The sequence below is a fragment of the Hydrobacter penzbergensis genome, assembly GCF_900106985.1.
Lineage (GTDB): Bacteria > Bacteroidota > Bacteroidia > Chitinophagales > Chitinophagaceae > Sediminibacterium > Sediminibacterium magnilacihabitans.
In genome coordinates, this window is the sequence record NZ_FNNO01000013.1 from 13,124 (window position 1) to 37,288 (window position 24,165).

Below are 24,165 nucleotides of genomic sequence, written 5' to 3' on the forward strand. Positions count from 1 at the left end.
GATATAAACGCAACAAAAGGGGCTGCTTCTTTCGAGGCAGCCCCTTTTTCAATAACCATTATGCAGGGAAAGTCTTCTACTTTTTCTGAAGAATCAATACTTGGCCGGGATAAGAGTTCACTCCATAATAATGGGTTAAGGTAAGTTTAATGGTTCCTTTACAAGAGTTTACACTACCTGTTCCCGCATGCGATACATCTGTAACAGGAGGATAGTCTCCATAAATTTGTTTAGGCACTGTAACAGAATTGTCTGACGGACTCACATACAAGGTAACCGGGTGCCGGTTGGCACCGCCGTTTACAGGATCCATATTCGGATAACAAAGCAAGGTAATGCTATAAGTGCCATCTGCATTAGCAGTAGCGGAAGACGTACTGGTAATGGGGGAAGCATTAGCTGTTGGATAATCAGCCCAGTCATCCTGAACAACCGTATAAGTGGCGTTATTAAAAACTGATGGATCGTAATTACAGAATATCACTGCATTCCATCGAAAACTGGCATTATAAGGAGCCTGGCTTTCAAAATCTGCCGAATTGGTATTGTCCAGTGAATACAAATTACCATTGCTTGCAACAAACTCATTATAAAAAGTAAACTGTTGACCAATCTGGAAAGTGCCGGTACTTGTGCCCATGGCTTTGGCTACTTCCGCACCAGTCACACTTAAAGTGCCACTATCTGTCATCGGTACGTTTTTGATGAGCTTCCAGGTTGATTTGCTACCACTGTTTCCTACATATATGTTTACGCTTGACATAGCCAACCCACCGGGGTACCTTTTCACTTTAATGGAAACGGTAGAAGCTGCCAGGTTATTAGGATCGAATTTAAGTGGTGTGGTAGGTACCTTCTGATTCCATTGCAGGAATCCGCCATTTGCTACGCCGAACCGCAAGTTAACAGAAGCATCATCTTTCTTGCTACAGGAAAACACGAGCAAAACAGCTGAAATACATATAAATGGTATGATTAGTTTTTTCATGTTCGTGATTTTTTAGATTAATAAACCCAGCCAGTTTTAGGATTAGTATCCCAGAATACCTGGGTGGTTAAATCAGTCTTCTGTTTTGCCGTATTGTTATAGTTCACATATACCGCCGGATAGAAAAAGGAACGGATAAACGAACCAGGATTGGGCTGCAACGCCGGTTGCATTTTGATGGCTTGTGATCCAAGCCTCCTGTAAAGGTTATAAGATTCGATGCCATTGCCCCAAGCACTGATGTAAAATTCTTTGGCTACCACTGCCAGCTTATCATTGAGGGTAGCAGCTCCATCATATGCATTGCCCACAAAACTTGTATAGTTGTTGATGGTAGACTGAGAAGGTACAAAACTGGCTGTTGGTGTTACTCCTACCGAGGAAGGGAATGCCATCACTTTTGAGATCGATTTGTTAATACCCGATAAAGTCAGCGCGCGCCCGTCACCGGAAGCATTCAACGTAAGTACTGCTTCTGCTTTAAGGAAGTCTGTGAAAGCTGAAATCCATATCGGCAGGATACCCTGTCCCAAGCCTCCGATACCTGGTTTCACAGCAACATTCTGGTTAGCATCGAACTGGCCGCCGGCCGGGTACACCCCCCATGTAGTTTTGAGCTGGTTATCTGGCGGTGTACCTGAATTATCGCCATGGTCACGTCCAAAATAACCGTTCGACACCATACAGAAAACGGTACCTGAAGGATAATTAGACGGATAAGCCTGGAAACGGCAGGGCTGGGTAAACTGCAAGGTAACCGGATCGGTAATGGCTGCTGTGATATCAGTGGTCTGGCGATAAAAATAGTAACGCGTACGGGGATCAATCAACCCTTTCTCTGTTACCATTGTCCACATGAAATAATTACCCAGATAATCGCTCGAACCGGTAGGTGTGTAATTACCTGCATATTTAGGATGACGGCTATCCGGTGCCAGGGATTTAGAACCATACTGGTACTGAAAATCCTGCGACGTGCTATTCACCAGGTCATTCTCACTCAACAAGGCTGTAATGTTCGTAGTAGCAGTAGCTGCATCTGCCAAACGATAGTTCATGTAAGCCTTCAGCTTTAATGTTTTTGCCAATGTGCTCCAATTGGCACGGTTACCTCCATAAAAGATATCGTTGGTTGGAGTGGGACCGTTACTACTCAGGTCAGTAATGGCGCTGTTTAAAAGTGCAACTGCACTATCGTATACAGCTTTGCCTTTATCCAGGGCGGGATTGGTATTGGCAATACCCTTGTTGGCCTGGCTGTAAGGCACATCTCCAAAATAATCCACCAGGGTCATCAGCGTATATGCTTTTAACACCTTACCGATGCCAACATGTATGTTTTTTTTCTGGGAATAAGCAACCGGGATCATGGCATTCACATTAGTAAACAGTGCAGCATATGCGGTTGTCCAGGTTCCATCTGTTGTCTGCGGCTGGTAAGCTGCATTGTAAGTGGGGCCAAACATAGTCTCCATCCTGGTCAACTGTGCACCCAAATTTGACAACCCGGAATAAAAGTTGGCAAAATTCAGCTGTATGGAGTTCAGGTAAAGGTCTACATCCGCAGACGCAGTATTGGGTTGATTGGGGTTATTCAATAACCCGTTAAAATCGCTGTTCAGCTTATTGCAGGAAGCCAGCAATAAAACAACTGAACAATATATCATTAACTTTTTCATTTTTTAATTCTATTTGGTTATTGAAGTTTAAAAAGTTACGCGAATGCTCGCACCAAAACGACGGGAAGATGGACCAGTCAATAACTCAAGACCACGGCCGGTACCTACACCCAAACTGGAAGTTTCAGGATCGAAACGAACATATTTAGGGAAGTTCGGAGCCAGGTAGAACAGGTTCTGGCCAGATGCTACGACAGATACGCTTCCGAAAGGTGTTTTGGCCAGCCACTTGGAAGGCAATGAATAACTCAATGAAACTTCTCTCAGCCTGATCAGCGTTGCATCCCATACCTGGAAATCGTTCGGACCAAAATAAGTATTGAAGTATGCACTGGTAGCGCCGGTTTGAATATCATTGGGTTTTCCGGTTGACTGGCGTATACCAGGCAAAGTGATCGGAATGGTCCTGTCGAAGTCCATATCCTTTGTCAAACCGCGGGCCAGCAAAGATGCAGTGGTGAGTGATATCATTTTTCCGCCAACAGAGTAATCCATTTGCGCACGGAAAGTCAGTGACTTCCAGGTCAACTCGCTGATACCTGTCAGTTTGTATTGAGGCAGCGGGCTACCCAGAATGCCAATATTGGGGTCCTGGACATAATAACCATTGTCATCAAGCAATTTCTGTCCGGTTTTAGGATCAACAGAGGTAACACTACCCTGCAGAATACCTAGTGGCTGCCCGTTGATGGCAAAGTTTCCTAAGTTGCTGTAGCCGGCAAAATTGATCTGCTTGATATAACTGGGCAGGTCATACACCAGACTTTTGTTGATGGTCCAGTTGGCATTCAACTGCCAGTTCCAGTCGCGCGCCTTGACCACATTGTAGCCCAGTCCTAATTCGATACCTTCATTACGAACATCTCCCGCATTCACAGAGGTAACGGTATAACCGGTAGAGGGATCCAATGAACGGTCCAGTATCTGGTTACTGGAAATCCTTTTATAGAAAGTAAGATCTACTGTCAGCCTGTGGTTGATGAAAGTGCCTTCCAGTCCAGCTTCATATTCCTTCAGGAGCTCGGGTTTTAAGTCTGGATTAGCAAGCCTGTTGGGAATCGCATTCTGGTTGATCACATTTCCGTTCCTGTCAACAAAAGCATTGGTCTGGATATTTAAAGCAGTCCTGGTTGTATAAGGATCTGGGAAACGGGCGCTGGTAGAATAACCTACACGAACTTTAAGAAAGTTCACCCATTTGTTGTTTTTTAATCCGTTGATCGCTGCCGTGGGTATCATAGAAATGCTGGCACTTGGATAGAATATTTTACGATTGCTCTCTTCCAGTGTGGAAACCCAGCTCTCACGGCCACCTACGTTCAGATACAGGTAATTCCTGTAACCACCTGAGGCAGACAGAAACGCTCCAAAGCGTTTTTGTTGTGACTCAAAGTTCAGGTTACCTCCATCCTCACCTACCGCTTCATGGTTTACAAAGTTGCCATGGTTGAACAGGCCGAATACCAATTGCTGGGTACTCTTCATGCCATTTTGCGTATAATTATCATTACGAAGGCTCAGACCACCATCCAAGGTCAGGTTCCAGTCCTCATTGAGGTCCTTCACATAGTTCACCAGGATATTATGATCTAAAATGGAGTTGGTAGAATTAAGGGTACGATACATACCAGTGGTATATTGCAATCCGCCGGTGGTGCCGCCTTTATTCACGGTGAGTTCATTCAGTGTATTGTACACGTCGATACCCAGGCGATACAGTACACTCAGTCCTTTCATGATATCGTACTTCATTTGTATATTACCGAATGTGCGGTAGATTTTTTCCCGTATGAGGGAGTTTTCTACAGTCCAGCGCGGGTTTTGAATACCGTTGTTTGCACGATAGTAAACACTTGATCCGTCAATGGGGTTTTTATAAGGCCATCCCATCAGATCAATACTACGGGGCGTATAGATAAGGTCTCCGTAAACAGAAGGATTATCAGCGCTACTACCAAAACTCGTACTGGTAGTGGGCGTGATATAATCAGTTGTAGCAAAGTTAATGGTGCCACTCAAAGTAAAGTTGTTGGAGAGTTTGGTTAATCCGCCGAAACCAAAGTTGTTTTTGATTACACTGTTACCTGGCAAAAAGCCCTGATCGCTGGTATAGGAATAGTTACCGCTGAAACGGGTAACAGCATTACCACCAGATACGTTGACTGCAGTATTGCTTACCCAACCGGTGCGGAAGAAAGCTGGTACACTGTTGTAAGCTTTGTACGCGTATTTTTTTCCTTTGTATTCCGGGAAAGCTACATTCAGCGCGGAACGGCTGTATGGGTGATTGAAAGAATCAGGTGGGTTTTTAAAAGCAGCACCCCAGTTACTGAAGGCAAGAGATGGCGCTAAGTTAAAACCACCACCATAAGTATCCTGATAATCGGGCAGGTTGGCTACTTTATTGGCAAATAAGGATTGAGAAACTGTAATTTCAGTTTTCTTATTCTGCTTATTATTAGCAGAACCATTCTTGGTTGTAATCAGCACAACCCCATTCCGGGCAAGGTCGCCATACTGAATGGCTGCGCTCAACCCTTTTAATACCGTAATGTTCTCAATATTATTCGGATCAATATCGAGGAAACGGCTGGAAGTTTGTCCGCCGAAGGTGAAGCCCGAAGGCATATTGGTGCTACCGTCGAAAGGAACACCATCTACAATGAAAAGCGGGGGAACAGAACCACCTGTAATTGTACTTACCCCCCGAATAACGATGTTTGTACCCGAACCTGAAATACCACTGGTTCCAAGGATATCAACACCCGGGGCCTTACCTGCCAGCACACGTCCTATATCGCCTTCCGGTCTTAATTCAATATCCTTCTTTGCTACCGAAGTAACTGCATAACCAAGCGCTTTTTTCTCGCGCTTGATACCAAGCGCGGTTACTACCACCTCACTCAGGCTTTCATCTATATTCTTCAGGGAAATGGTCAGCGCTACACCGGAAGAGGTAGCAATCTCTTTTCTTTCATATCCGGTACCTGAAACAACTAGTACTGCACCGGGGCTGACCGAAAGTTTAAATGCGCCATTGGCATCTGTTGCAGTACCGTTCTTGGATTTTTTTTCAACAACGGACGCCCCATCAATCGGCCTCCCCTTGTCGTCGGTCACTTTTCCTGTTACCGTGCTTTTTTGTGCGATAGCTGTCATACTAACAAAGAACAGCGCACAAAAACCCATTAATAGTGTTTTTCTCATGCTTTTTAAGTTTTAGACGTTTGATTCTATGACGAACAGAATCTTAATGAAAAGTAAAAAAGAAAACCGGGTTGAGATTAACAGAATGTTAACTTTAATCTATTTTTAACCCCCTATCGAAAGGGGGATGCTCATCGGCAATCCCATCGCGCCAAAAAACCTGGTTGTTAGCGGGCAAGTTTTGTCATTTTATCGGCAATTACTCCTAAGCTTCATTGGTTTCCGATCTTTCTCAAGCAAAGAACAACAGCATAATAAGGTGGGGCGGTATGCTGGCTATTATAATGATTGTTTTAAGCAACAAATATCCTGTATTCAGTATCTGGGAAAAAATAAAGCAAATTTTATTTGCTCATAGTATTATTTTATTAATATTTGATACTCAAATGTTTTATCCGATGTCCATTTCTACGCTGAGAAAATGTAACCTGCTTGTTGTTGCCCTGCTTGTTTTTTCTTTCTGTTCCAGTGCACAGCAAACTTATAGCGTATACAGTTGTAGCGGAAGCACTTTCAGTTTTGTTCAACCCGGCGCCCCCACCGGCACTACTTATACCTGGGGAACCCCTGCTATCAGCCCGGCTGGCGCCATCAGCAATGCTACTGCGGCTGCCACACCGCAGAACATGGTAGTGCAATCCCTCACCAATAACACCACATCACAGGCAACGGCTACTTATCTCGTTACAACTTCCAACAATACCAACTTTACATTGGTGGTAACAGTGAATCCACAGCCGCAATTGTCAACCCCCACCAATGCAGGATCCATCTGTAGTGGCAGCCTGGTTACCTATACACCCAACAGCACGGTATCGGGTACCAGCTTCAACTGGAGCCGGCCTGCAATCGCCGGTATCAACAATGTTTCGAGCCAGGGCACGGGCAATCCGAATGAAATCCTTTATAATACCACTACCAATCCCATTGATGTTACTTACAATTATACATTAACTGCGAATGGCTGTACCAATAACCAGGCAGTTACTGTTACTGTAAAGCCTTTACCCACACTGACTACTTCCCTGGTAGCACCTTCCATTTGCAGTGGCGGAACAGCTGTGTATACACCTGCTTCCAGCCTTGCCAATACCAGTTTCAGTTGGACGAGAGCGGTGGTAAGCGGCATCAGCGCAGGGCCTGGAAGCGGAGGACCTAATGTCAATGAACAACTCAACAATACCACGCTCCTGCCCAGGACTGTTACTTATGTGTACACATTAACCGCCAATACCTATGGTTGTTCCAACAACCAAAATGTGTCTTTAACAGTAAACCCCGTTCCATCTATAGCTGCACAATCTGTTACTTCCTGTAGTGGCAACGTATTCATGATCTCTCCTTCACCTGCACCGGCAGGAACATCGTATACATGGCAGGCTCCCGTGATTTCGCCTGCTGGCGCTATTACAGGAGGTGGTACCAATACCATTGGACAGAACTATATTGGGCAAGCACTTACCAACAACAGCGGAGCTTCCGCTACTGCTACTTATACGGTTACACCAAGTTCCTATGGATGTGTTGGAACAAATTTTACCGCCACTGTTACCGTAAACCCGGGTGGTTCGGTTGCAACGCTCAGCAGCAGCCTTACACCACCCGATATATGTAGTAGCACATCGTTCTTTTATCATCCTACTTCAGCCGCTGCAGGCCCCAGCTTTAGCTGGACCCGCTTCGCAGTAGCGGGCATCAGCCAAGCTGTAACAACAGGCAGTGGCGATATCAATGAAGTACTGACCAATACCACTTATCTGCCGGTTACTGTCAAGTACGCCATCACTACCACATCCAACGGCTGCTCCAATACACAGGATATTGCAGTGAATGTCAATCCGTCTACCGCATTAAGCACTTCGCTTACACCGCCTGCTGTATGCAGCAATACGGTATTCAGCTACACGCCTTTCAGCTTCACAGCCAACACTTCTTTTAACTGGACCAGGGCTGCTGTGAACGGCATCAGTAATGCAGCGGCCAGTGGAACCAGCAATCCCAATGAAACACTGATCAATACTACCAGCGGGTCCATTGCTGTTACGTACACCTATAATCTTATTACACCCAATGGTTGTACCAATAACCAATCGGTGGTGGTAAATATCAATCCAACGCCTACGCTGAGTAGTACACAAACTCCCAATGCTGTATGCAGTGGCAGCACGTTCAATTATATACCCACATCCGCTACAGCGGGCGCTACTTTTAGCTGGAACAGAGCAGTAGTTACTTCCATCAGCAACGGAGCGGGCAACGGTACTTATAACCCGGCAGAGATACTGGTCAATACCAGCCTCAACCCGGTGAATGTACCTTATACCTATACCATCAGCGCTAATAACTGTTCCAGTACGGCTATTGTTACCGTTCCCATTAACCCGGTACCCAATATTGCCAATCAAACACTGGCGGCTTGCAGCAATACTGTATTCAATCTTATACCTGTCAGCGTTCCATCCAACACCACTTATACCTGGACGGCGCCTGTGATTGCACCTGTTGGCGCAATTTCTGGTGGATCTGCACAAACAACCGGGCAAGCCAGCATCAGCCAGTTGCTCACCAACCAAACCATCAACTCCGCTACGGCTACCTATACGGTTACTCCCACTGCGGCAGGATGTACCGGCGCATCATTTACAGCCACGGTTACCCTCAACCCTGTTCCTGCTGCTGCCAACCAGTTGCTGGCAGCTATATGCAGCGGTAACGCGTTTAGTTATACCCCCGCCAGCATGCCGGCAGGAACTACTTATACCTGGAGCAATCCGTTGCTGGCGCCTGCGAGCGGTTTAACAGGCGGCAGTGCACAGCCGATCAGCCAGACTTCCATCGGACAATCGCTCAGCAGCGTCAATAATATCATGGATACGGCCACTTATACCGTAACGCCTGCTACCAATGGATGTGCAGGTAATACCTTCACTGTTACCGTACCGGTTAAACCGGTACCGATCCTTTTCAGCATGACCGACACCATTTGTTCCGGTACGCCGTTCAGTATACTGCCTTCACCGGTACCGGCCAACACAACATACACCTGGCCTACACCGGTAGTATTTCCATTTGGTTCAGTGATCAACGGCGGCCAGCAAACCACGCCGGTGCCCACTATTTCGCAAACCCTTGTGAACACTACCGCCGCCACCGGCCAGGTTGTATATACCATTACGCCGGTAGCTACCGGCTGCACAGGCGCACCTTTTACACTAACGGCTGTAGTAGGTGTACCGCTGCCACCCATTGCCAACCAATCAACCATTATCTGTAGCGGTACCAGCTTCAATATGACGCCGGCTACTGTGCCGCCCGGTACCACATATACCTGGAGTGTGCCGGTGGTGAGTCCCGCCGGCAGTGTATTGGGATTAAGTGCTGCTGTTACTCCACAGACCATCATCAGTCAAACCCTTACCAACCTCATCAATGTCAACGATACCGTGGTGTATTTTGTGCGGCCTTACAATACCGGTTGCCAGGGTAATATTTTCACTGCTACTGTTCGCGTAATGCCATCACCCAAAGCCAATATCACCGGCAAAGCAGTGATCTGTGCTTATCCGCAAGACACGCTGTCTATCAGCTTTACCGGTAACGCACCCTGGAGTTTCAACTATACCGATACCACCGGTGTATCGCGTACTGTTTCGGGTATCAAAACATCGCCCTATACCTGGATCACGCCTTCTTTGCGCAATGCTACCAGCCAGACTTTCGCCATCAGTGGTGTAAAAGAAATGGCTTGCAGCAACCTCACCGATACTTTCTATTTCTCCCAAAGGATCAATCACCTGCCTGTTGGTAAGATCGTTTCGTTGCACGGTAATTATATCTGCAATAATATCCTGGATACCTTGTATGTTGTTTCACTGCCTTCCGATACCGTCAGTTACCAGTGGTTGCTGAACGGAGTGCCAATTACCGGAGCCACCACCGATTCCATCGGCACGCTCACACCCGGTAAGTACAATGCAAGACTCACCAACCAGTTCGGTTGCGTAGATACGGCAGCATCCAACCTGGGATTGATATTGATCAATAAACCCATCCTCAAATTCAGTTACGACTCTTATTGCATCAACAAGTTGATACATTTTACCAACCTCACCGATACTACTTTCACCGGCACCGTTCAATGGTTATGGAATCTGGGTGATAGTACATCGGCCAATACCTATCATGCCACGGATACTTATCTCACGGGAGGCGACAGGCATATACGGCTCACAGCTACCCAAGCCAACTGCGCTTCGTATAGTGTATCGCTAGATACTACCTTCACCATACAGGTACCGATTGCGGCAGTGCGATTGCCATCGATCAGTGCTTACAAGAGTGTACCTACTATGATCGCGGGAAGATACCTGCCAGGTTATACTTACCAGTGGAATCCTACCAGGGGCATCACTTCACCCAACAGCGACAGCACCATTTTCAACCATTCGCAAACACAGCAATACCTGGTAAATTTGATTTCTTCGGGAGGATGTTATACACCTGATACTTTATTGGTGCGGGTCTTCGACAACAACATGGTAGATATCCTGGTTCCGCGATCTTTCACACCCAATGGCGATGGTGTCAACGACATATTGTATTCCTATCATGCAGGGCTGAAGGAGTTTCATTATTTCAAAATATACAACCGGTACGGACAATTGATGTTTGAAACCCGTGACCCCGATGCAGGCTGGAATGGCACAGCAGGGGGAACGGCGCAGCCGATGGGTATTTATATATGGATTGCTGAAGGCCTTGCAGTAGATGGCAGCCTGGTTAGAAAAACCGGGGAAACACTTTTATTACGCTGATGAAAATGACTATGATCATACTATTAAAACGATCTTTTTGTTTATTGTTATTGCTGGCAATTTTCACTGGTGCATTACAGGCGCAAGACCCTGTTTTTTCGCAGTTCTATTCATCACCGCTGAGTGTGAATCCTGCGTTGGCGGGCAATGGCAGTGCCGACTGGCGCCTCATCATCAATCGCAGGAGCCAGTGGTTTGCCAGCGGCGTTGACCCGTTCAATACCACTTCTGTTTCTTTTGATGGTAAACTGTTCAAACAGAAAGACAAAGAAACGAATTACATTGGCGGGGGGCTCATGTTCATGCAGGATTATGGCATGTCGGGCGCCTATAAGAACAATTCTTTTCACGGTATCCTGAGTTCGCATGTGGCCATCGATGAAAATGATTACCATGGCTTGTCGATAGGACTGGCTGCAACTTATACCAATCTCATCATCGATTATACGCAACTCAGTTTTTCGAGTCAGCTCGCTTCTTCCGGTTTCAACAGGGCGCTGCCTACCAATGAAGCGTACCTGTCTACTGTCAAACCCTATGTTTCAATGGCCGCAGGCATCACCTATACTTATACCGATGAAAGTTCCAATTTTGATGTGGGTGTTGCAGGATACCGGTTCATGAAAACGCGCCGCTCTGCATTGAATGATTCCACGCAGCTCGATCCGCCGCATTATAATTTTCATGCCGATTACCAGGCCTTTCTGAGCGACAGGCTGGCATTCAATGCCAATGCCGTGTACATTGTTCAGAACAGCCAGAATTTTTATTCATTGGGCGTGAACCTGGGGCATATCCTCGACGATTCGGAAACACCTACCGTTTTCAATACGGGCCTATGGTACAGGAGTAATGATGCGGTGATTCCCTACCTGGGGTTAATGTACAGGAGCTTGCAATTGGGGTTGACTTACGACGTAACCCTCTCCTCTTCCAAGAACTCACTGGGATCGATGAAAACATTCGAGTTTTCACTCATCCTCCGTTCGCCTCAGAAAGTGGCGCATGCGATTCCTTGTCCCTGGAAATGACATTTAAGACTTATAATAGTCTCTTTTCGCATTTTCAATTGCTTCATTCCTTTGATGGCGCAGTTCCCTGATGCGTGACCTTCTTTCAGGACGGCTCAGGGAATGGTTCATACGAACGGAAGCAATTTTTTGCGAATAATCATGTTCCAGGTCGGCTATTTCCTGGTCAAGTTTAGAAGCTCTCGGTGAAGGCGGATAACCATAAGGATACATATAGTATGGATACCCATACCAATACGGCGAAAAGAACGGGTCGTAATAATAATAACGATGTACAATATAAGGCCGGTAATATCCACCCCTCACATAACCATGGAACTGTGCCGAAGCTGAAGTCACTGTTACAAATGAACTCATGAGTAACAATATGATAAACAACTTTTTCATAACCCTGTTTTACATTGAATTAGATGCAAAAAGTGGGCAAAAGCAACATAGGGTTACAAATTATAACGATCCTATAACAGCATTCAATCCTCGGGATGACGTTTGAATATCAGTCTCCCTTCTCTTGCAGGAATTTGTCGTGCAATTTCAATACCTGTGGTATCAGCAATTCCTGCTCATCGTTCAGGATCACAAAATCGCAGAGGCGCATTTTGATCTCTTCGTTAATCTGCCTGTTCATGCGGCTGAGCACTTCCTCCCGCGAAACACCATCTCTTTTCATCACACGGTTGATACGCACATGGCGTGGAGCATAGACCCCGATGATATAATCAAGACCCGTAGTGGATCCTGCTTCGAAAAATAAAGCGGCTTCTTTGATGGTATAAGCAGTGGGTTGTGCATCGGCCCATTTTTCGGCTGCTGCAATGGTAACCGGATGTACCAATGCATTGAGCTGTTCCAACCGGTAAGGATCGTTGAAGACGATATGGGCAATGTATTTTCTGTCGAGACGGTCATTGTCAAAAGCGGCTGAGCCAAATAAATGGATCAGCCCTTTACGCAATGCAGGATCTTCTTCCATTAGTTTCCGGGCGGCGCTGTCGGCATCAAATACAGGAATACCCAGTATCCTGAAGATATTGGATACGGTGCTTTTCCCGCTGCCGATGCCTCCTGTTAAACCGATCCTGAGCATATTATTTCGAAGTGGGTAGAATAAAAAAACCTGGAACTGCAGGTACGATTCCAGGTCTAAATTAATGCTTGGTTGCAGTTTTTGCTACTATTATTTTTTGTCAGCTGCAGCAGCTTTGTTGATGGCAGCTGTCCATTCCATGCTGATAGAAGATTTTTCGATCTTCAGGTAACTGCCGGGGGTTACTTCCAGCTGGATGGTATTGTCTTCATTGATCTTGTTCACCGTACCGTGGATACCTGCAATGGTTACCACTTTATCGCCTTTCTGCATATTGTCGATGAACTTTTTCTGGTCTTTTGCTTTTTTCGCCTGCGGGCGAATCATGAACAGCCAGAAAACAAGGATGATACCACCCATCAATACCAATTGCATCATGCCGCCACCCTGTTGAGGGTTTCCAGCCATTAAAACAGAATTCAGATAAAACATGTTGTTCTTTTTTTATTATTCTTGAATATCGCCCGTAAAGATAAGGTCGTGATTGTAACCATTGCGTGAATTTGTGGTGGCCAGTATACTTTTCCGAACGGTGCCCACGTGCGCTTTTTTGCTATCGAAGGATCCCACCACGATGCCGGTATCGCCCGGGGAGATGGCTTGCCTGGTATAATCGGCAACCGTACAACCGCAGACCGCTTTCACATCGGTGAGGTAAAGTGGCTGGTGGCCGCTGTTCCTGACGCGGAAACGGATCTCGATCTGTTCTCCCATTTTGATGCTGCCGAAATTTACCACAGAATCCAGCCACTGTACAGTTGTATAATGAGATGTATCAGCAGCCGGCTGCTGGTTTACTTTCACGGTATTATTGCAGGCAGGCAAAAAAACCGCCAAGGTTGCACAGAACAGCATACCTGTCAATATCCATTTCATAAGACTTATATTTTGTTTTTGTATTGTATCTTATTGATCTTCCCGGCTTCGGTGAGTTCTTTATGGATATTATCCAAGATACCATTGACAAACTGTCCGCTTTGCGCCGTACTGTATTCCTTGGCCAGGTCGATGTATTCGTTGATGGTTACTTTGGTAGGAATGGTTTCGAAGTAGAGCAATTCGCAAACGCCCATACGCATCAAAATCATATCCAGTATGGCAATACGCTCTGCATCCCAGTTCTTCAATTTGGGTGTAATAAGACTGGTGGTATATTCTTTCTTTTCTAAAACAGTTTCCAGCAGGGTCTTCGCAAAGATCCATTTTTCTTCGCTCAGCATTTGCGAGAGATGGAAAGATGCGGGCTTTTGCAAATAACTCATCATCAGCTGGTCAATCATCTCGGCGTCATCGTCCCAGTTGTTGAATAATTCTTCCACGTGCGTGATGAAATATTCATTGGGTAACATAAGATGGGTGAAGATCAGTTTCAGGATCTCTTTTTCGTTGTTCTTGTCGCGGGAAGGCGTGGCAATATAAGTCTGGTATTGTTCGGTTCCGGTGAGGTCTTCGTATATCTTTTTCACCAGTTCCCTGTCGATCAGTTTCTGGGGCATATCTTTTTCGACTGCCTTTTTAAAAGAATCGTCTTCCAGTATCTGCCAGAGGAGCTGGTTACCGGCAATTTTGGTGTTTACATTGAGGTCGGCCTCGGTGGGCAGGTTGCGGGAAGCCCTTTTCCGGGCATTGACCTCGGCATAACGCGCCACTTCTGTCAGGAAATAAAGGAGGTAGACAAAAAGCTCCCGGCTCTTGTCGAGCTGCTTTTGCAACTCCCCTACCGGTTGTTTAAAAGCCGGTGTACCGTCTGCCGCTTCAATCATATACAGGAGCTGCATTACTTTTACCCGGATATTTCTTCTGCTGATCATATTTTCTAAGAACTCTGTTTGGGAGCGGCAAAGGTATTGTATAAATGGGGCCATGCAAAATGTAATATGTATATTTATGCCCCGGAAAATGAAAAATTGACAGGGTTAGCGAAACTTGGTGCATATTTGCGGGCGTTTCTGACAAAGGGACTTTACCGGGCACCCACAAATGAAGCCGACTGAAATTTTGGCTTAACTGATGGCGATGGCATGGAAATCGATGGGCAGAAGCATATTATTCACTCAATTATTAAAAAACCAATAACGTATGGCTAAGAAACTCAACGTTACACCTTTGCACGACAGGGTAATCGTTAAGCCTGCCGCTGCCGAAGAAAAAACTGCAGGCGGTATCATCATCCCCGACACCGCTAAAGAAAAACCCCAACGTGGTACTATTGTAGCTGCCGGAGCCGGTAAAAAAGATGACCCGATGACCGTTAAAACCGGCGACACCGTTTTATATGGTAAGTATGCAGGAACGGAAATCCAGATCGAAGGGCAGGATCTGCTGATCATGCGTGAAAGCGACATCCTTGCAATTATTTAATGAAACAATTCGGCAATTCGACAATGGGCCGAAATAATACATTGTCAAATTATCTAATTATCAAATTGTCAAATTAACATAACATGGCAAAGCAGATATTCTTCGATATCGAAGCAAGGAATAAAATGAAAAAAGGCGTTGACACCCTGGCCAACGCTGTAAAAGTAACCCTGGGTCCTAAAGGACGTAACGTGGTTATCGAGAAAAAATTCGGTGCTCCTTCTATTACTAAAGATGGTGTTACCGTAGCAAAAGAAATTGAACTGGAAGACGCCATTGAGAACATGGGCGCCCAGATGGTAAAAGAAGTGGCTTCCAAAACTGCTGATATTGCAGGTGATGGTACCACTACCGCTACCGTACTGGCCCAGTCTATCATCAGCGAAGGTTTGAAGAACGTAGCAGCAGGCGCTAACCCGATGGACCTGAAGCGCGGTATCGACAAAGCCGTTGCCAAAGTGGTGGAGAGCCTGAAAGCGCAATCACAGACCGTAGGTAACGATACCAAAAAAATTGAACAAGTAGCTGCTATCTCTGCCAACAGCGATATGGAAATCGGCAAGCTGATTGCCCAGGCCATGAGCAAAGTAGGCAAAGAAGGTGTAATTACTGTTGAAGAAGCGAAAGGTACCGACACTACCGTTGACGTAGTAGAAGGTATGCAGTTCGATCGTGGTTATATCTCTCCTTATTTCGTTACCAACAGCGAAAAAATGGAAGCTGAACTGCAGAACCCCTTCATCCTGATCTACGACAAGAAGATCAGCGCCATGAAAGATATCCTCCACATCCTGGAGAAAGTAGCACAGAGCGGCCGTCCGCTGGTGATCATCGCCGAAGATCTCGAAGGTGAAGCACTCGCTACCCTGGTAGTGAACAAACTGCGTGGTACCATCAAAGTGGCTGCTGTTAAAGCTCCCGGCTTTGGCGACCGCAGAAAAGAAATGCTCACCGATATCGCTATCCTCACTGCAGGTACTGTAGTAAGCGAAGAGCAAGGCTTCAAACTGGAGAACGCCGACCTCAGCTACCTGGGTCAGGCTGCTTCTATTACGATCGATAAAGACAATACTACTATCGTTGGCGGTAAAGGTAAAAAAGCCGATATCGTTGCCCGTGTAAACCAGATCAAAGCACAAATTGAAAATACTACTTCTGACTACGACCGCGAAAAACTCCAGGAACGCCTGGCTAAATTGAGTGGTGGTGTAGCTGTACTGTATGTAGGTGCTGCTACTGAAGTAGAAATGAAAGAAAAGAAAGACCGCGTAGACGACGCCCTGCACGCAACACGCGCTGCTGTTGAAGAAGGCATTGTACCGGGCGGTGGTGTGGCTTATATCCGTGCCGTAGAAGCCCTGGAAAAACTGAAAGGTGGTAACGAAGACGAGATCACCGGTATCCAGATCGTTAAACGCGCCATTGAAGAGCCCCTTCGCCAGATCGTTGCCAACAGCGGTATCGAAGGTTCCATCGTGGTACAGAAGATCAAAGAAGGAAAAGCCGATTTCGGTTTCAACGCCCGTACTGAAGTATACGAGAATCTGTTCAAAGCAGGTGTGATCGATCCTACCAAAGTAACCCGCGTAGCACTGGAAAACGCTGCTTCTATCGCTTCTATGCTGCTGACCACTGAGTGTGTGATCGCCGACAAACCCAAGCCTGAAGCGCCGATGCCTCATGGTGCACCTGATATGGGTGGAATGGGTGGATACTAATCAATACCTCACTATGAATAAAATCCCTGTAACACAACCGTTACGGGGATTTTTATTATGCACCGATTCCTCCTATATTTGTCCAATGCAGCACGATGATGATTTTGTGAAGTATTGGGCTGAAAACAGGGAGAAACAGAAAACAAGTATCCGACCCCTCCTGGTAGGCATGTCCTCCGGTTTCATGATAGGCATACTCATTTTGGTTAGTTTATCCTCCGGCTGGTACCTGCGTGCCGAAATGGTGGCCAATGCGAGCTTCAGTTCGGTGGTATTTATCCTGGCCATTTTGTTGCTTTCTTTTTTCCTGGCGTTTTTCTATCGCAAGTTCAGGTGGGAAATGCAAGAGCAACGTTACCAGGAACTTATGGCAAAAAGAAACAGGCGGCATGCAGCCAACGGGCCTGAAAAAGGGTCTTAATTACAGAAACGCATTTAATTATTTGATCATAAAATAAAACTGACTGCTCTCCCAATGAAAAAGCTATTGTTTGCTTCGGTTCTTTTCCTCTCCCTCTCCTCTTTATTGATCATTTCCTGTGGCAAGACCGATTCAGGCGCCTGCCAGCCAGCTTCTGTTGCTTCGGAAAAAAGCCAGATGGTGGCCTATTGTACGGCCAACAACATTCACTACACCGAGCATAGCAGCGGCATATTATACGAGATCGTCAGCCCCGGTTCCGGCTCCAGGCCTACCGTGGATTCCATCATCAGTGTGGTATATACGGGTAAGCTGATGAATAATACCACTTTCGACGCTTCGGCCAATCCTGTCACTTTCAGCCTGTCTGGTGTTATCGAGGGCTGGAAAATCGCTGTCCCACTGCTGCAAAAAGGCGGCAGGATCAAAATGGTATTGCCTTCTTCGCTGGCATATAGCTGCATGGGCTCGGGTGCCATCCCCCCTAATTCACCTCTTTTTTTCGATGTAACCCTTACCGGCGTCAAATCCAAATAGCTTCTATATATTACCCCCTTTCCCCTATCTTTGCCCACTCTAAAAAAACTGATTAAACCGTTACGAATATGCAACTGAAAGGTTTAGTGCGATTTTTTGCGATTGCACTGATTGTGATCTGCTTGTACCAATTATCTTTTACCTGGTTCGTCCACAGCCATGAAAATGCCCAGGATGCAAAAGCCGAAGCCTGGGTTAAACATTTCCCTTCACCCGAAGTTAAATATCCCGGCAATAAGGAATTACAGGCGCTGTATGCAGACAGTCTCGCTGAACTGAAAAAAGAAAGGTTGCAACGTTTGCTCGACAGTACCAAAGACACCAAACTCGCTTTTGGTCTTACTACTTACAGCAGCGCCAAAGAAAAAGAGCTGATGCTGGGCCTGGATCTCCAGGGCGGTATGAGCGTGACCATGGAAGTGGGTCTCGACGGTTTGATCAAATCACTGGCCAACTTTACCAAAGACGCACAGTTTAATAAAGCGCTCGATGCGGCCGTATTGCGCAAAGCCAATGGCGGGGCCGACCTCATCACCCTTTTCCGTGATGAATATTCCAAGCTGAACCCTACCGGTAAGCTGGCTCCTTTCTTTGCGGCCCGCAGCAACGGCAAGGTTAAATTCGATGCCAGCGATGACGCGGTATCCAGCTACCTGAAAGAACAGGCTACTGCTGCCTTCAACAATACTTACCGTATCCTGCGTACCAGGATCGACCGTTTTGGCGTAGCATCACCCAATATCAACCCCGATCCTGCCAAAGGCATTATCAGTATTGAACTGGCAGGTATCAACGATAAAGAAAGGGTAAGGAATTACCTCCAGTCTACTGCCAACCTGCAGTTCTTTGAAGTGTACACTTTTGAGAGCCGCGACCTGCAGAATGGCATCGTGGCGGCCGATAAAGCAGTAGAAGATTATCTCAACGGCAGCGCTCCAAAAGATACTGCTAAAAAAGCTGCTGTTGAAACAACCACGGCTACTGCCAAGGCAGATACCAACAAAACTGCCACGCTTTCAGGATTAGGCAACACACATGGCCAAACTGCCAAAGCCGATTCAAACAAGATCAATTCTAATAAGAATCCGATTGCGCGCTTATTGCAGTTTACACAGCCTTACCAGGACAAAGGTGGCAAACCCATCTATCCTGCTGCACTGGGTTATATCCAGGCAAAAGATACCGGCACGCTCAATGATTACCTGCGGATGGACCTGGTGAAGAATAAGTTCCCTTCCAACCTGGTATTCATGTACGGCAAAACCGAATCGGGCGATCCGAAGATGAAAAACATTCTGATGCTCTATGCCATCAAGACCCTCGACAATGGACAGGCCGAGCTCGAAGGTGATCATATTACCAATGCTGCACAGGATTACGATGAGCGCGGACGCATTGCCATCAAGATGAACATGGACAAGATCGGCACCAATATATGGGCGAAGATGACCACGCGCAACGTGGGCAAGCCCATTGCCATTGTGCTCGATAACTTTGTATACTCTGCTCCGAATGTGAACGATCCAATTACCACCGGTAGTTCGCAGATATCCGGAAGCTATACCATCAAAGAAGCGCAAGACCTTTCTGAAATATTGGAAAGCGGTAAACTGCCTGCACCTGCCAAGATCGTACAGGAGCAGCAGGTAGGTCCTACCCTCGGTAAAGAATCCATTACCGGCGGCGGACTGTCGTTCCTCATTGCATTCATCGTGATCTTCGCCCTGATGCTGCTGTACTTCAATACTGCAGGTTGGGTAGCCAATATCGCGCTGATACTGAACCTGCTCTTCACCATTGGTGTGCTGAGCGCACTCGGCTTCACCCTTACCGCGCCTGGTATCGCGGGTCTGGTACTCACAATTGGTATGGCGGTAGATACGAACGTAATCATCTTCGAGCGTATTAAGGAAGAACTGAGCAGGGGTAAATCTTATCAACTGGCTGTGAACGATGGTTACAAGCGTTCATTGTCGCCCGTACTCGATGCGCACGTGACCACATTGCTCACCGCTATTATCCTCGCTTATTTTGGTCTGGGTCCGGTACTGGGCTTCGCCACCACACAGATCATAGGTATCCTGTTGTCGCTGTTCTGCGGTATCCTGGTATCGAGACTGATCACTGATTTCTATACCAACAAGAACCGCCACTTTGAATATTTTACTGGTATTTCAAAGCGCATTTTCAAGCATGCCGCTTTCAAATTCATCGAATACAGGAAGATTGCTTATGGTATTTCTGTTGTGATACTCATATTGGGTGTTAGTACGTTCTTCAACGGATTCGATGAAGGCGTGGAATTCTCCGGAGGACGCAGCTATACCATCAAATTTGACCACGCTGTGAGTCAGTCTGAGATTACCGATGAACTGAAAAAAGTATTCGGCGAAGCGCCCATTATCAAAACGGTGAACTCTACTCACCAGTTGAACATCACAACTTCTTACAAGATACACGAAACCGGCAACCACGTAGATTCGCTGGTAGAGCAAATGCTGTTCAATGGCCTGCACAAACACCTGCCGCAGAACATCACGTTCAACGAATTTGAAACCAAGTACAAGCAAAGCTCGCAAACGGTGTTGCCTACTATCTCGGATGACCTGAAGGCCGGCGCTACCAAAGCCACTATATTCGCCATCATCGCTATCTGTTTGTATATCTTCATCCGTTTCCGCGACTGGCGATATTCATTGGGTACCATTTTCTCTTTGCTGCACGACGTGTTCGTAACCCTGATCGTGTTCAGCTTCGCACGGAAAATTGTGCCCTTCCCGCTAGAGATCGACCAGCACTTCATCGCAGCCATCCTAACGGTGATAGGTTTCTCGATGAACGATACCGTGATCGTGTACGACCGTATCCGTGAAGACAGCAAACTGCTGAAAGGCTCCAGCAATGCAGCCATCATCAACAGGGCCATCAATGATACGCTGAGCCGTACCGTCATGACTTCGCTCACGGTATTCCTCACCATCCTGATCCTCTTTATTTTTGGAGGAGAAGTAACCCGCGGATTTGCGTTTGCGATGCTGATTGGTGTGGTAACCGGTACCTATTCGTCTATCTTCGTGGCAGCGCCAATACTGGTTGACTTTGCGAAGAATAAGCCCCTGGGTAAAGACGAAACAAAAAAATAATCTATATTTCTCAAAATGAGAAAAATCCCGTTCTGCATGCATTGCGGAACGGGATTTTATATTGATCTTAAGGTTATGGATTTTGTTTAACAATTATTCAACGTAACTTGCGACTGATCTGAAAACCCTTGTTGGCAAAGTTTACACATATTAGCAGAAACGCACTATTGTTACTGTTGGCGCTGCAGGTATTGAACCTGAGTACCAATGCTATTGAATTTCAGCCCTTTCATACCAGCAACTTGTACGAGTTTAACGACCTCAACAGTATTGCGGAATATGTTACAGAGGTTGTATTAAAACACTACAATGCCTTTCCCGAATTCGGCCAGCAACCCTCTTCCAAGTCGCAGGTAGAAAAACACATCAGCTTCAAACTTTCTGTTCCCAGCCCCTTCACGTTGCTGGTTAAAAAAGAACAGGCATCCATTCAATACAGCGATACAATAAAGGATACTTACCGCTATCTTTTTTTCAAGGAAATCAATCCTCCTCCTCCCAAATGCTGATATCAGCATCACGTTACCATTATTGTAGTTGAATAAACTGGCATACAGGTATTCCCCTGGCTTGCAATAGTTGTTTCCTCCATGCTATGAGGATCAGGTAACCAGCAAGCGCAGGCAATCGATGATGTCTGAATTGACTTAAACCTGCCATATCAATATGATGGCATTGATGAATTATTATTTTCTGTCACCAAACCTATCCTCCATAAATGAAAGTCTTTTACAAGATATGCCTGCTCCTTTGTTTGCTGGAAGCAAACGCATATGCAGGAGCACAGAACCTGCCGCCTGACAATCCTGTCAAGGCAGACAGTACCAGGCTCACCCTGGACAGTGCGGAACAGCTTTTTTTAAGGAATAACTTTTTATTGCTGGCGCAACGCTATAATATCGACGCGCAGAAAGCACTGATCATACAGGCGAAACTATGGCCGAATCCCAACCTTTCGTATGCACGTGGCCCGATCTTCGGTATCCACGATGAGGCCTCCAATGTGGTGAACGCCGGCTTCTTCAATTATGCCGAGAATGCCGCCACCATCTCACAGTTGATTTTACTCGCAGGGAAAAGAAATAAGCAGATCAAAATTGCTGAAGCCAATGCAAAGCTGGCGGAATATCAATTCTATGATCTCCTGCGTACGTTAAAATACACTTTGCGTACTGATTTCTTCAATATCTATTACATGCAGCAGTCGGCCAAAGTGTACGATAAGGAAATCAGTGCCTTGCAGCAGGTGGTGAAAGCGTTTGAATCGCAACAGGGCAAAGGATATATCGCAGAAAAAGAAGTAGTGCGGATCAAAGCGCAATTATACAGCCTGCAAAGTGAATACAACGACCTGATCAACCAGATCAATGATACACAAAGTGAATTGCGGCAGGTGTTGCAAGTGAAGAAGAATTATATTATTCCGGATGTGGATCTGCAGAAAGCTAGTTCCTTCGATCCGGCAAAATACAATTTGACATCATTGGTAGATACGGCATTCAAAAGCCGTACCGATCTGCAAATTGCCCGTACCAATACCCTGATCAGCAAACTGAACTACAATTACCAGAAAGCATTGGCGGTTCCCGATCTTACTGCTTCTATATCGTACGACCGGCTGGGTAGTTATGTGCAGAATTTTCATTCAGCAGGCATTTCTATGGACCTGCCCATCTTCAATCGTAACCAGGGCAATATCAAATCGGCCAGGGCCATGATCAAAGTGAACCAGGTTACCCAGCAATCTGTGGAAGCAACCGTAGAAGAACAGATATACAGGGCCTTACAAAAGGCTTATGACAACCACAAGCTTTTCCAGCACATTGATCCAAAATTTGTGTCTGATTTCGATAGGTTACTGAATGAAGTGTTGATCAATTACCAGCGCAGGAACATTGGCTTACTCGACTTCCTGGATTTTTATGATTCTTATAAGCAAAACACGTTGCAGATCAATTCCATCCAATTCAACCGTGTGAGCGCATTTGAAGACCTAAACTTCTATACCGGAAATCAATTCTACAACTAAATTATTGAAGACCTGATAACACTATTTTTTATGCAAAAAAAAGTAACTACCTCATTTCTTTCCGCCTGCTTGCTGATCGTGACAGGAGCTTTTTTTCAATCCTGCAAATCTCAAAATGAGAACAAACAGACAGAGGGGAAAGTAAAATATGTTATACCCGATTCCATACGGAAAACCCTGGTAATCGATACCGTATCGGTTGGCAAGCTCGAAAACTCGCTTACCCTCACAGGCAAAGTGGCTTTTAATGACGACCATGTAGTAAAACTATACCCCATGGTGAGCGGCAATATCCAGGACATCAAAGTGATGCTGGGCGATTATGTACAAGAGGGACAAGTACTGGCCGTGATTAAAAGTTCTGAAATGGCCGGCTTCAGCAACGATCTGGTGAATGCAGAAACCAACCTGCGAGTGGCGAAAAAGAACATGGATGCTACACAGGATATGTTTACCAGCGGACTCGCATCTCAGAAAGACCTGCTGGCTGCTCAGGCTGCTTATGAGCAAGCCAAATCGGAATTATCGCGCATTAACCGCGTATTAAAAATCAACGGCGGTAATACACAGGGAGAGTTCATTGTGAAAGCGCCCATCAGCGGCTTCATCGTAGAGAAATTTGTTACCAATAACATGGCTATCCGTGCCGACAACAGCACCAACCTGTTTACCATTTCCGATTTGAAGAATGTATGGGTCCAGGCCAATGTGTACGAATCCAATATTGAACTTGTGCATACGGGAGATCCGGTTAATGTTACCACGCTTGCCTATCCCAATAAAGTGTTCAAGGGCAAGATAGACAAGATCATGAACGTGTTGGACCCCTCTAATAAAGTGATGAAAATGCGTGTGGTATTGCCAAACGAAGGTTACCTGCTCAAACCGGAAATGTTTGCCAGTGTAACGGTTACCAATTCAGAGAACAAGAACAGCATGTATGTGCCTCTCCGCGCATTGATCTTTGACCATAGCCAATACTTTGTATTGGTATACCATGGAGAAGGCAATGCCGATATTGTTCCCGTTCAAAAGCTGAGCGCTATTGGCGATAAGGTATACCTGACAGGTGGAGTGAAACCGGGAGACAGGCTCATTGGATCCAACGCCTTGCAGATCTATGACCAGTTGAACAATTAACCAGACCTAA

At 46.1% G+C, this 24,165-nt stretch carries 18 protein-coding genes; 10 read left to right on the forward strand and 8 right to left on the reverse strand.

Features of this window, described 5'->3' with window-relative positions; all coding sequences use genetic code 11:
- Positions 1-76 precede the first annotated feature (76 nt).
- From BLU98_RS13200 to BLU98_RS13210, 3 genes are read right to left on the reverse strand one after another with little or no spacing between them, the layout of a single operon-like run.
- A complete protein-coding gene (locus BLU98_RS13200) occupies positions 77-988 on the reverse strand; it encodes a hypothetical protein (protein WP_092725343.1) in 912 nt (303 codons plus the stop codon).
- Between the two features lie 17 nt (positions 989-1,005).
- Positions 1,006-2,667 carry a SusD/RagB family nutrient-binding outer membrane lipoprotein gene (locus BLU98_RS13205; RefSeq protein ID WP_092725347.1) on the reverse strand — a complete coding sequence of 554 codons (1,662 nt, stop codon included), beginning with the start codon at positions 2,665-2,667 and terminating at the stop codon, positions 1,006-1,008.
- A 27-nt stretch (positions 2,668-2,694) separates the two neighbouring features.
- The gene (locus BLU98_RS13210; protein WP_092725349.1) at positions 2,695-5,874 is read right to left on the reverse strand and encodes a SusC/RagA family TonB-linked outer membrane protein; all 3,180 of its coding nucleotides are present in this window, start codon (positions 5,872-5,874) and stop codon (positions 2,695-2,697) included.
- Positions 5,875-6,272: 398 nt separating this feature from the next.
- Here BLU98_RS13210 and BLU98_RS13215 point away from each other — a divergent pair, with 398 nt between their 5' ends.
- Entirely contained in the window at positions 6,273-10,688 is a 4,416-nt protein-coding gene (locus BLU98_RS13215; RefSeq protein WP_257574979.1) for a PKD-like domain-containing protein, read from the forward strand.
- Between the two features lie 11 nt (positions 10,689-10,699).
- Positions 10,700-11,719, forward strand: a complete 1,020-nt coding sequence (locus BLU98_RS13220; RefSeq protein ID WP_257574980.1) for a PorP/SprF family type IX secretion system membrane protein — start codon at positions 10,700-10,702, stop codon at positions 11,717-11,719.
- 3 nt (positions 11,720-11,722) lie between these two features.
- On the opposite strand, the gene BLU98_RS13225 is transcribed toward BLU98_RS13220, so the two are convergent.
- The 5 genes from BLU98_RS13225 to nusB all read right to left on the reverse strand — a co-directional run bounded on the left by BLU98_RS13225 (position 11,723) and on the right by nusB (position 14,617).
- Positions 11,723-12,106 (reverse strand): hypothetical protein, encoded by a 384-nt coding sequence (locus BLU98_RS13225; RefSeq protein WP_026773258.1) that lies wholly within the window; start codon positions 12,104-12,106, stop codon positions 11,723-11,725.
- Between the two features lie 109 nt (positions 12,107-12,215).
- The gene (gene coaE / locus BLU98_RS13230; RefSeq protein ID WP_092725356.1) at positions 12,216-12,806 is read right to left on the reverse strand and encodes a dephospho-CoA kinase; all 591 of its coding nucleotides are present in this window, start codon (positions 12,804-12,806) and stop codon (positions 12,216-12,218) included.
- 90 nt (positions 12,807-12,896) lie between these two features.
- Positions 12,897-13,238: a preprotein translocase subunit YajC gene (gene yajC / locus BLU98_RS13235; protein WP_257574982.1), complete on the reverse strand. Its 342-nt coding sequence runs from the start codon at positions 13,236-13,238 to the stop codon at positions 12,897-12,899.
- 15 nt (positions 13,239-13,253) lie between these two features.
- Complete coding sequence (locus BLU98_RS13240; protein ID WP_092725358.1) at positions 13,254-13,682, reverse strand: DUF1573 domain-containing protein; 429 nt, start codon at positions 13,680-13,682, stop codon at positions 13,254-13,256.
- A 5-nt stretch (positions 13,683-13,687) separates the two neighbouring features.
- Complete coding sequence (nusB, locus tag BLU98_RS13245; protein WP_092725360.1) at positions 13,688-14,617, reverse strand: transcription antitermination factor NusB; 930 nt, start codon at positions 14,615-14,617, stop codon at positions 13,688-13,690.
- Between the two features lie 268 nt (positions 14,618-14,885).
- On the opposite strand from nusB, the gene BLU98_RS13250 reads away from it, so the two are divergent.
- The 8 genes from BLU98_RS13250 (at position 14,886) to BLU98_RS13285 (ending at position 24,155) form a co-directional block, all read left to right on the forward strand.
- Positions 14,886-15,167 (forward strand): co-chaperone GroES, encoded by a 282-nt coding sequence (locus BLU98_RS13250; protein ID WP_092725362.1) that lies wholly within the window; start codon positions 14,886-14,888, stop codon positions 15,165-15,167.
- A gap of 83 nt (positions 15,168-15,250) precedes the next feature.
- Positions 15,251-16,885, forward strand: coding sequence for a chaperonin GroEL (gene groL, locus BLU98_RS13255; protein WP_092725364.1), 1,635 nt, complete (start codon positions 15,251-15,253; stop codon positions 16,883-16,885).
- Positions 16,886-16,898: 13 nt separating this feature from the next.
- Positions 16,899-17,306, forward strand: coding sequence for a hypothetical protein (locus BLU98_RS13260; protein ID WP_139173920.1), 408 nt, complete (start codon positions 16,899-16,901; stop codon positions 17,304-17,306).
- A 54-nt stretch (positions 17,307-17,360) separates the two neighbouring features.
- Positions 17,361-17,843 carry an FKBP-type peptidyl-prolyl cis-trans isomerase gene (locus BLU98_RS13265; RefSeq protein WP_092725370.1) on the forward strand — a complete coding sequence of 161 codons (483 nt, stop codon included), beginning with the start codon at positions 17,361-17,363 and terminating at the stop codon, positions 17,841-17,843.
- Positions 17,844-17,911: 68 nt separating this feature from the next.
- On the forward strand, positions 17,912-20,986 hold the full coding sequence (gene secDF / locus BLU98_RS13270; protein ID WP_092725371.1) for a protein translocase subunit SecDF: 3,075 nt from the start codon (positions 17,912-17,914) through the stop codon (positions 20,984-20,986).
- 131 nt (positions 20,987-21,117) lie between these two features.
- Positions 21,118-21,495: a hypothetical protein gene (locus tag BLU98_RS13275; RefSeq protein WP_139173922.1), complete on the forward strand. Its 378-nt coding sequence runs from the start codon at positions 21,118-21,120 to the stop codon at positions 21,493-21,495.
- 209 nt (positions 21,496-21,704) lie between these two features.
- Positions 21,705-23,015, forward strand: coding sequence for a TolC family protein (locus tag BLU98_RS13280; RefSeq protein ID WP_092725375.1), 1,311 nt, complete (start codon positions 21,705-21,707; stop codon positions 23,013-23,015).
- A 30-nt stretch (positions 23,016-23,045) separates the two neighbouring features.
- Entirely contained in the window at positions 23,046-24,155 is a 1,110-nt protein-coding gene (locus BLU98_RS13285; RefSeq protein WP_092725377.1) for an efflux RND transporter periplasmic adaptor subunit, read from the forward strand.
- Positions 24,156-24,165 lie beyond the last annotated feature (10 nt).

Bases quoted from the DNA above. Each gene is read 5' to 3' on its own strand.
- BLU98_RS13260 (WP_139173920.1), top strand. From the start codon at position 16,899: ATGAATAAAATCCCTGTAACACAACCGTTACGGGGATTTTTATTATGC.
- secDF (WP_092725371.1), top strand. From the start codon at position 17,912: ATGCAACTGAAAGGTTTAGTGCGATTTTTTGCGATTGCACTGATTGTG.
- BLU98_RS13200 (WP_092725343.1), bottom strand. From the start codon at position 988: ATGAAAAAACTAATCATACCATTTATATGTATTTCAGCTGTTTTGCTC.
- BLU98_RS13220 (WP_257574980.1), top strand. From the start codon at position 10,700: ATGATCATACTATTAAAACGATCTTTTTGTTTATTGTTATTGCTGGCA.
- BLU98_RS13215 (WP_257574979.1), top strand. From the start codon at position 6,273: ATGTCCATTTCTACGCTGAGAAAATGTAACCTGCTTGTTGTTGCCCTG.
- BLU98_RS13225 (WP_026773258.1), bottom strand. From the start codon at position 12,106: ATGAAAAAGTTGTTTATCATATTGTTACTCATGAGTTCATTTGTAACA.
- nusB (WP_092725360.1), bottom strand. From the start codon at position 14,617: ATGATCAGCAGAAGAAATATCCGGGTAAAAGTAATGCAGCTCCTGTAT.
- BLU98_RS13240 (WP_092725358.1), bottom strand. From the start codon at position 13,682: ATGAAATGGATATTGACAGGTATGCTGTTCTGTGCAACCTTGGCGGTT.
- groL (WP_092725364.1), top strand. From the start codon at position 15,251: ATGGCAAAGCAGATATTCTTCGATATCGAAGCAAGGAATAAAATGAAA.
- BLU98_RS13205 (WP_092725347.1), bottom strand. From the start codon at position 2,667: ATGAAAAAGTTAATGATATATTGTTCAGTTGTTTTATTGCTGGCTTCC.
- yajC (WP_257574982.1), bottom strand. From the start codon at position 13,238: ATGTTTTATCTGAATTCTGTTTTAATGGCTGGAAACCCTCAACAGGGT.
- BLU98_RS13210 (WP_092725349.1), bottom strand. From the start codon at position 5,874: ATGAGAAAAACACTATTAATGGGTTTTTGTGCGCTGTTCTTTGTTAGT.
- BLU98_RS13250 (WP_092725362.1), top strand. From the start codon at position 14,886: ATGGCTAAGAAACTCAACGTTACACCTTTGCACGACAGGGTAATCGTT.
- BLU98_RS13285 (WP_092725377.1), top strand. From the start codon at position 23,046: ATGCAAAAAAAAGTAACTACCTCATTTCTTTCCGCCTGCTTGCTGATC.
- BLU98_RS13265 (WP_092725370.1), top strand. From the start codon at position 17,361: ATGAAAAAGCTATTGTTTGCTTCGGTTCTTTTCCTCTCCCTCTCCTCT.
- coaE (WP_092725356.1), bottom strand. From the start codon at position 12,806: ATGCTCAGGATCGGTTTAACAGGAGGCATCGGCAGCGGGAAAAGCACC.
- BLU98_RS13280 (WP_092725375.1), top strand. From the start codon at position 21,705: ATGAAAGTCTTTTACAAGATATGCCTGCTCCTTTGTTTGCTGGAAGCA.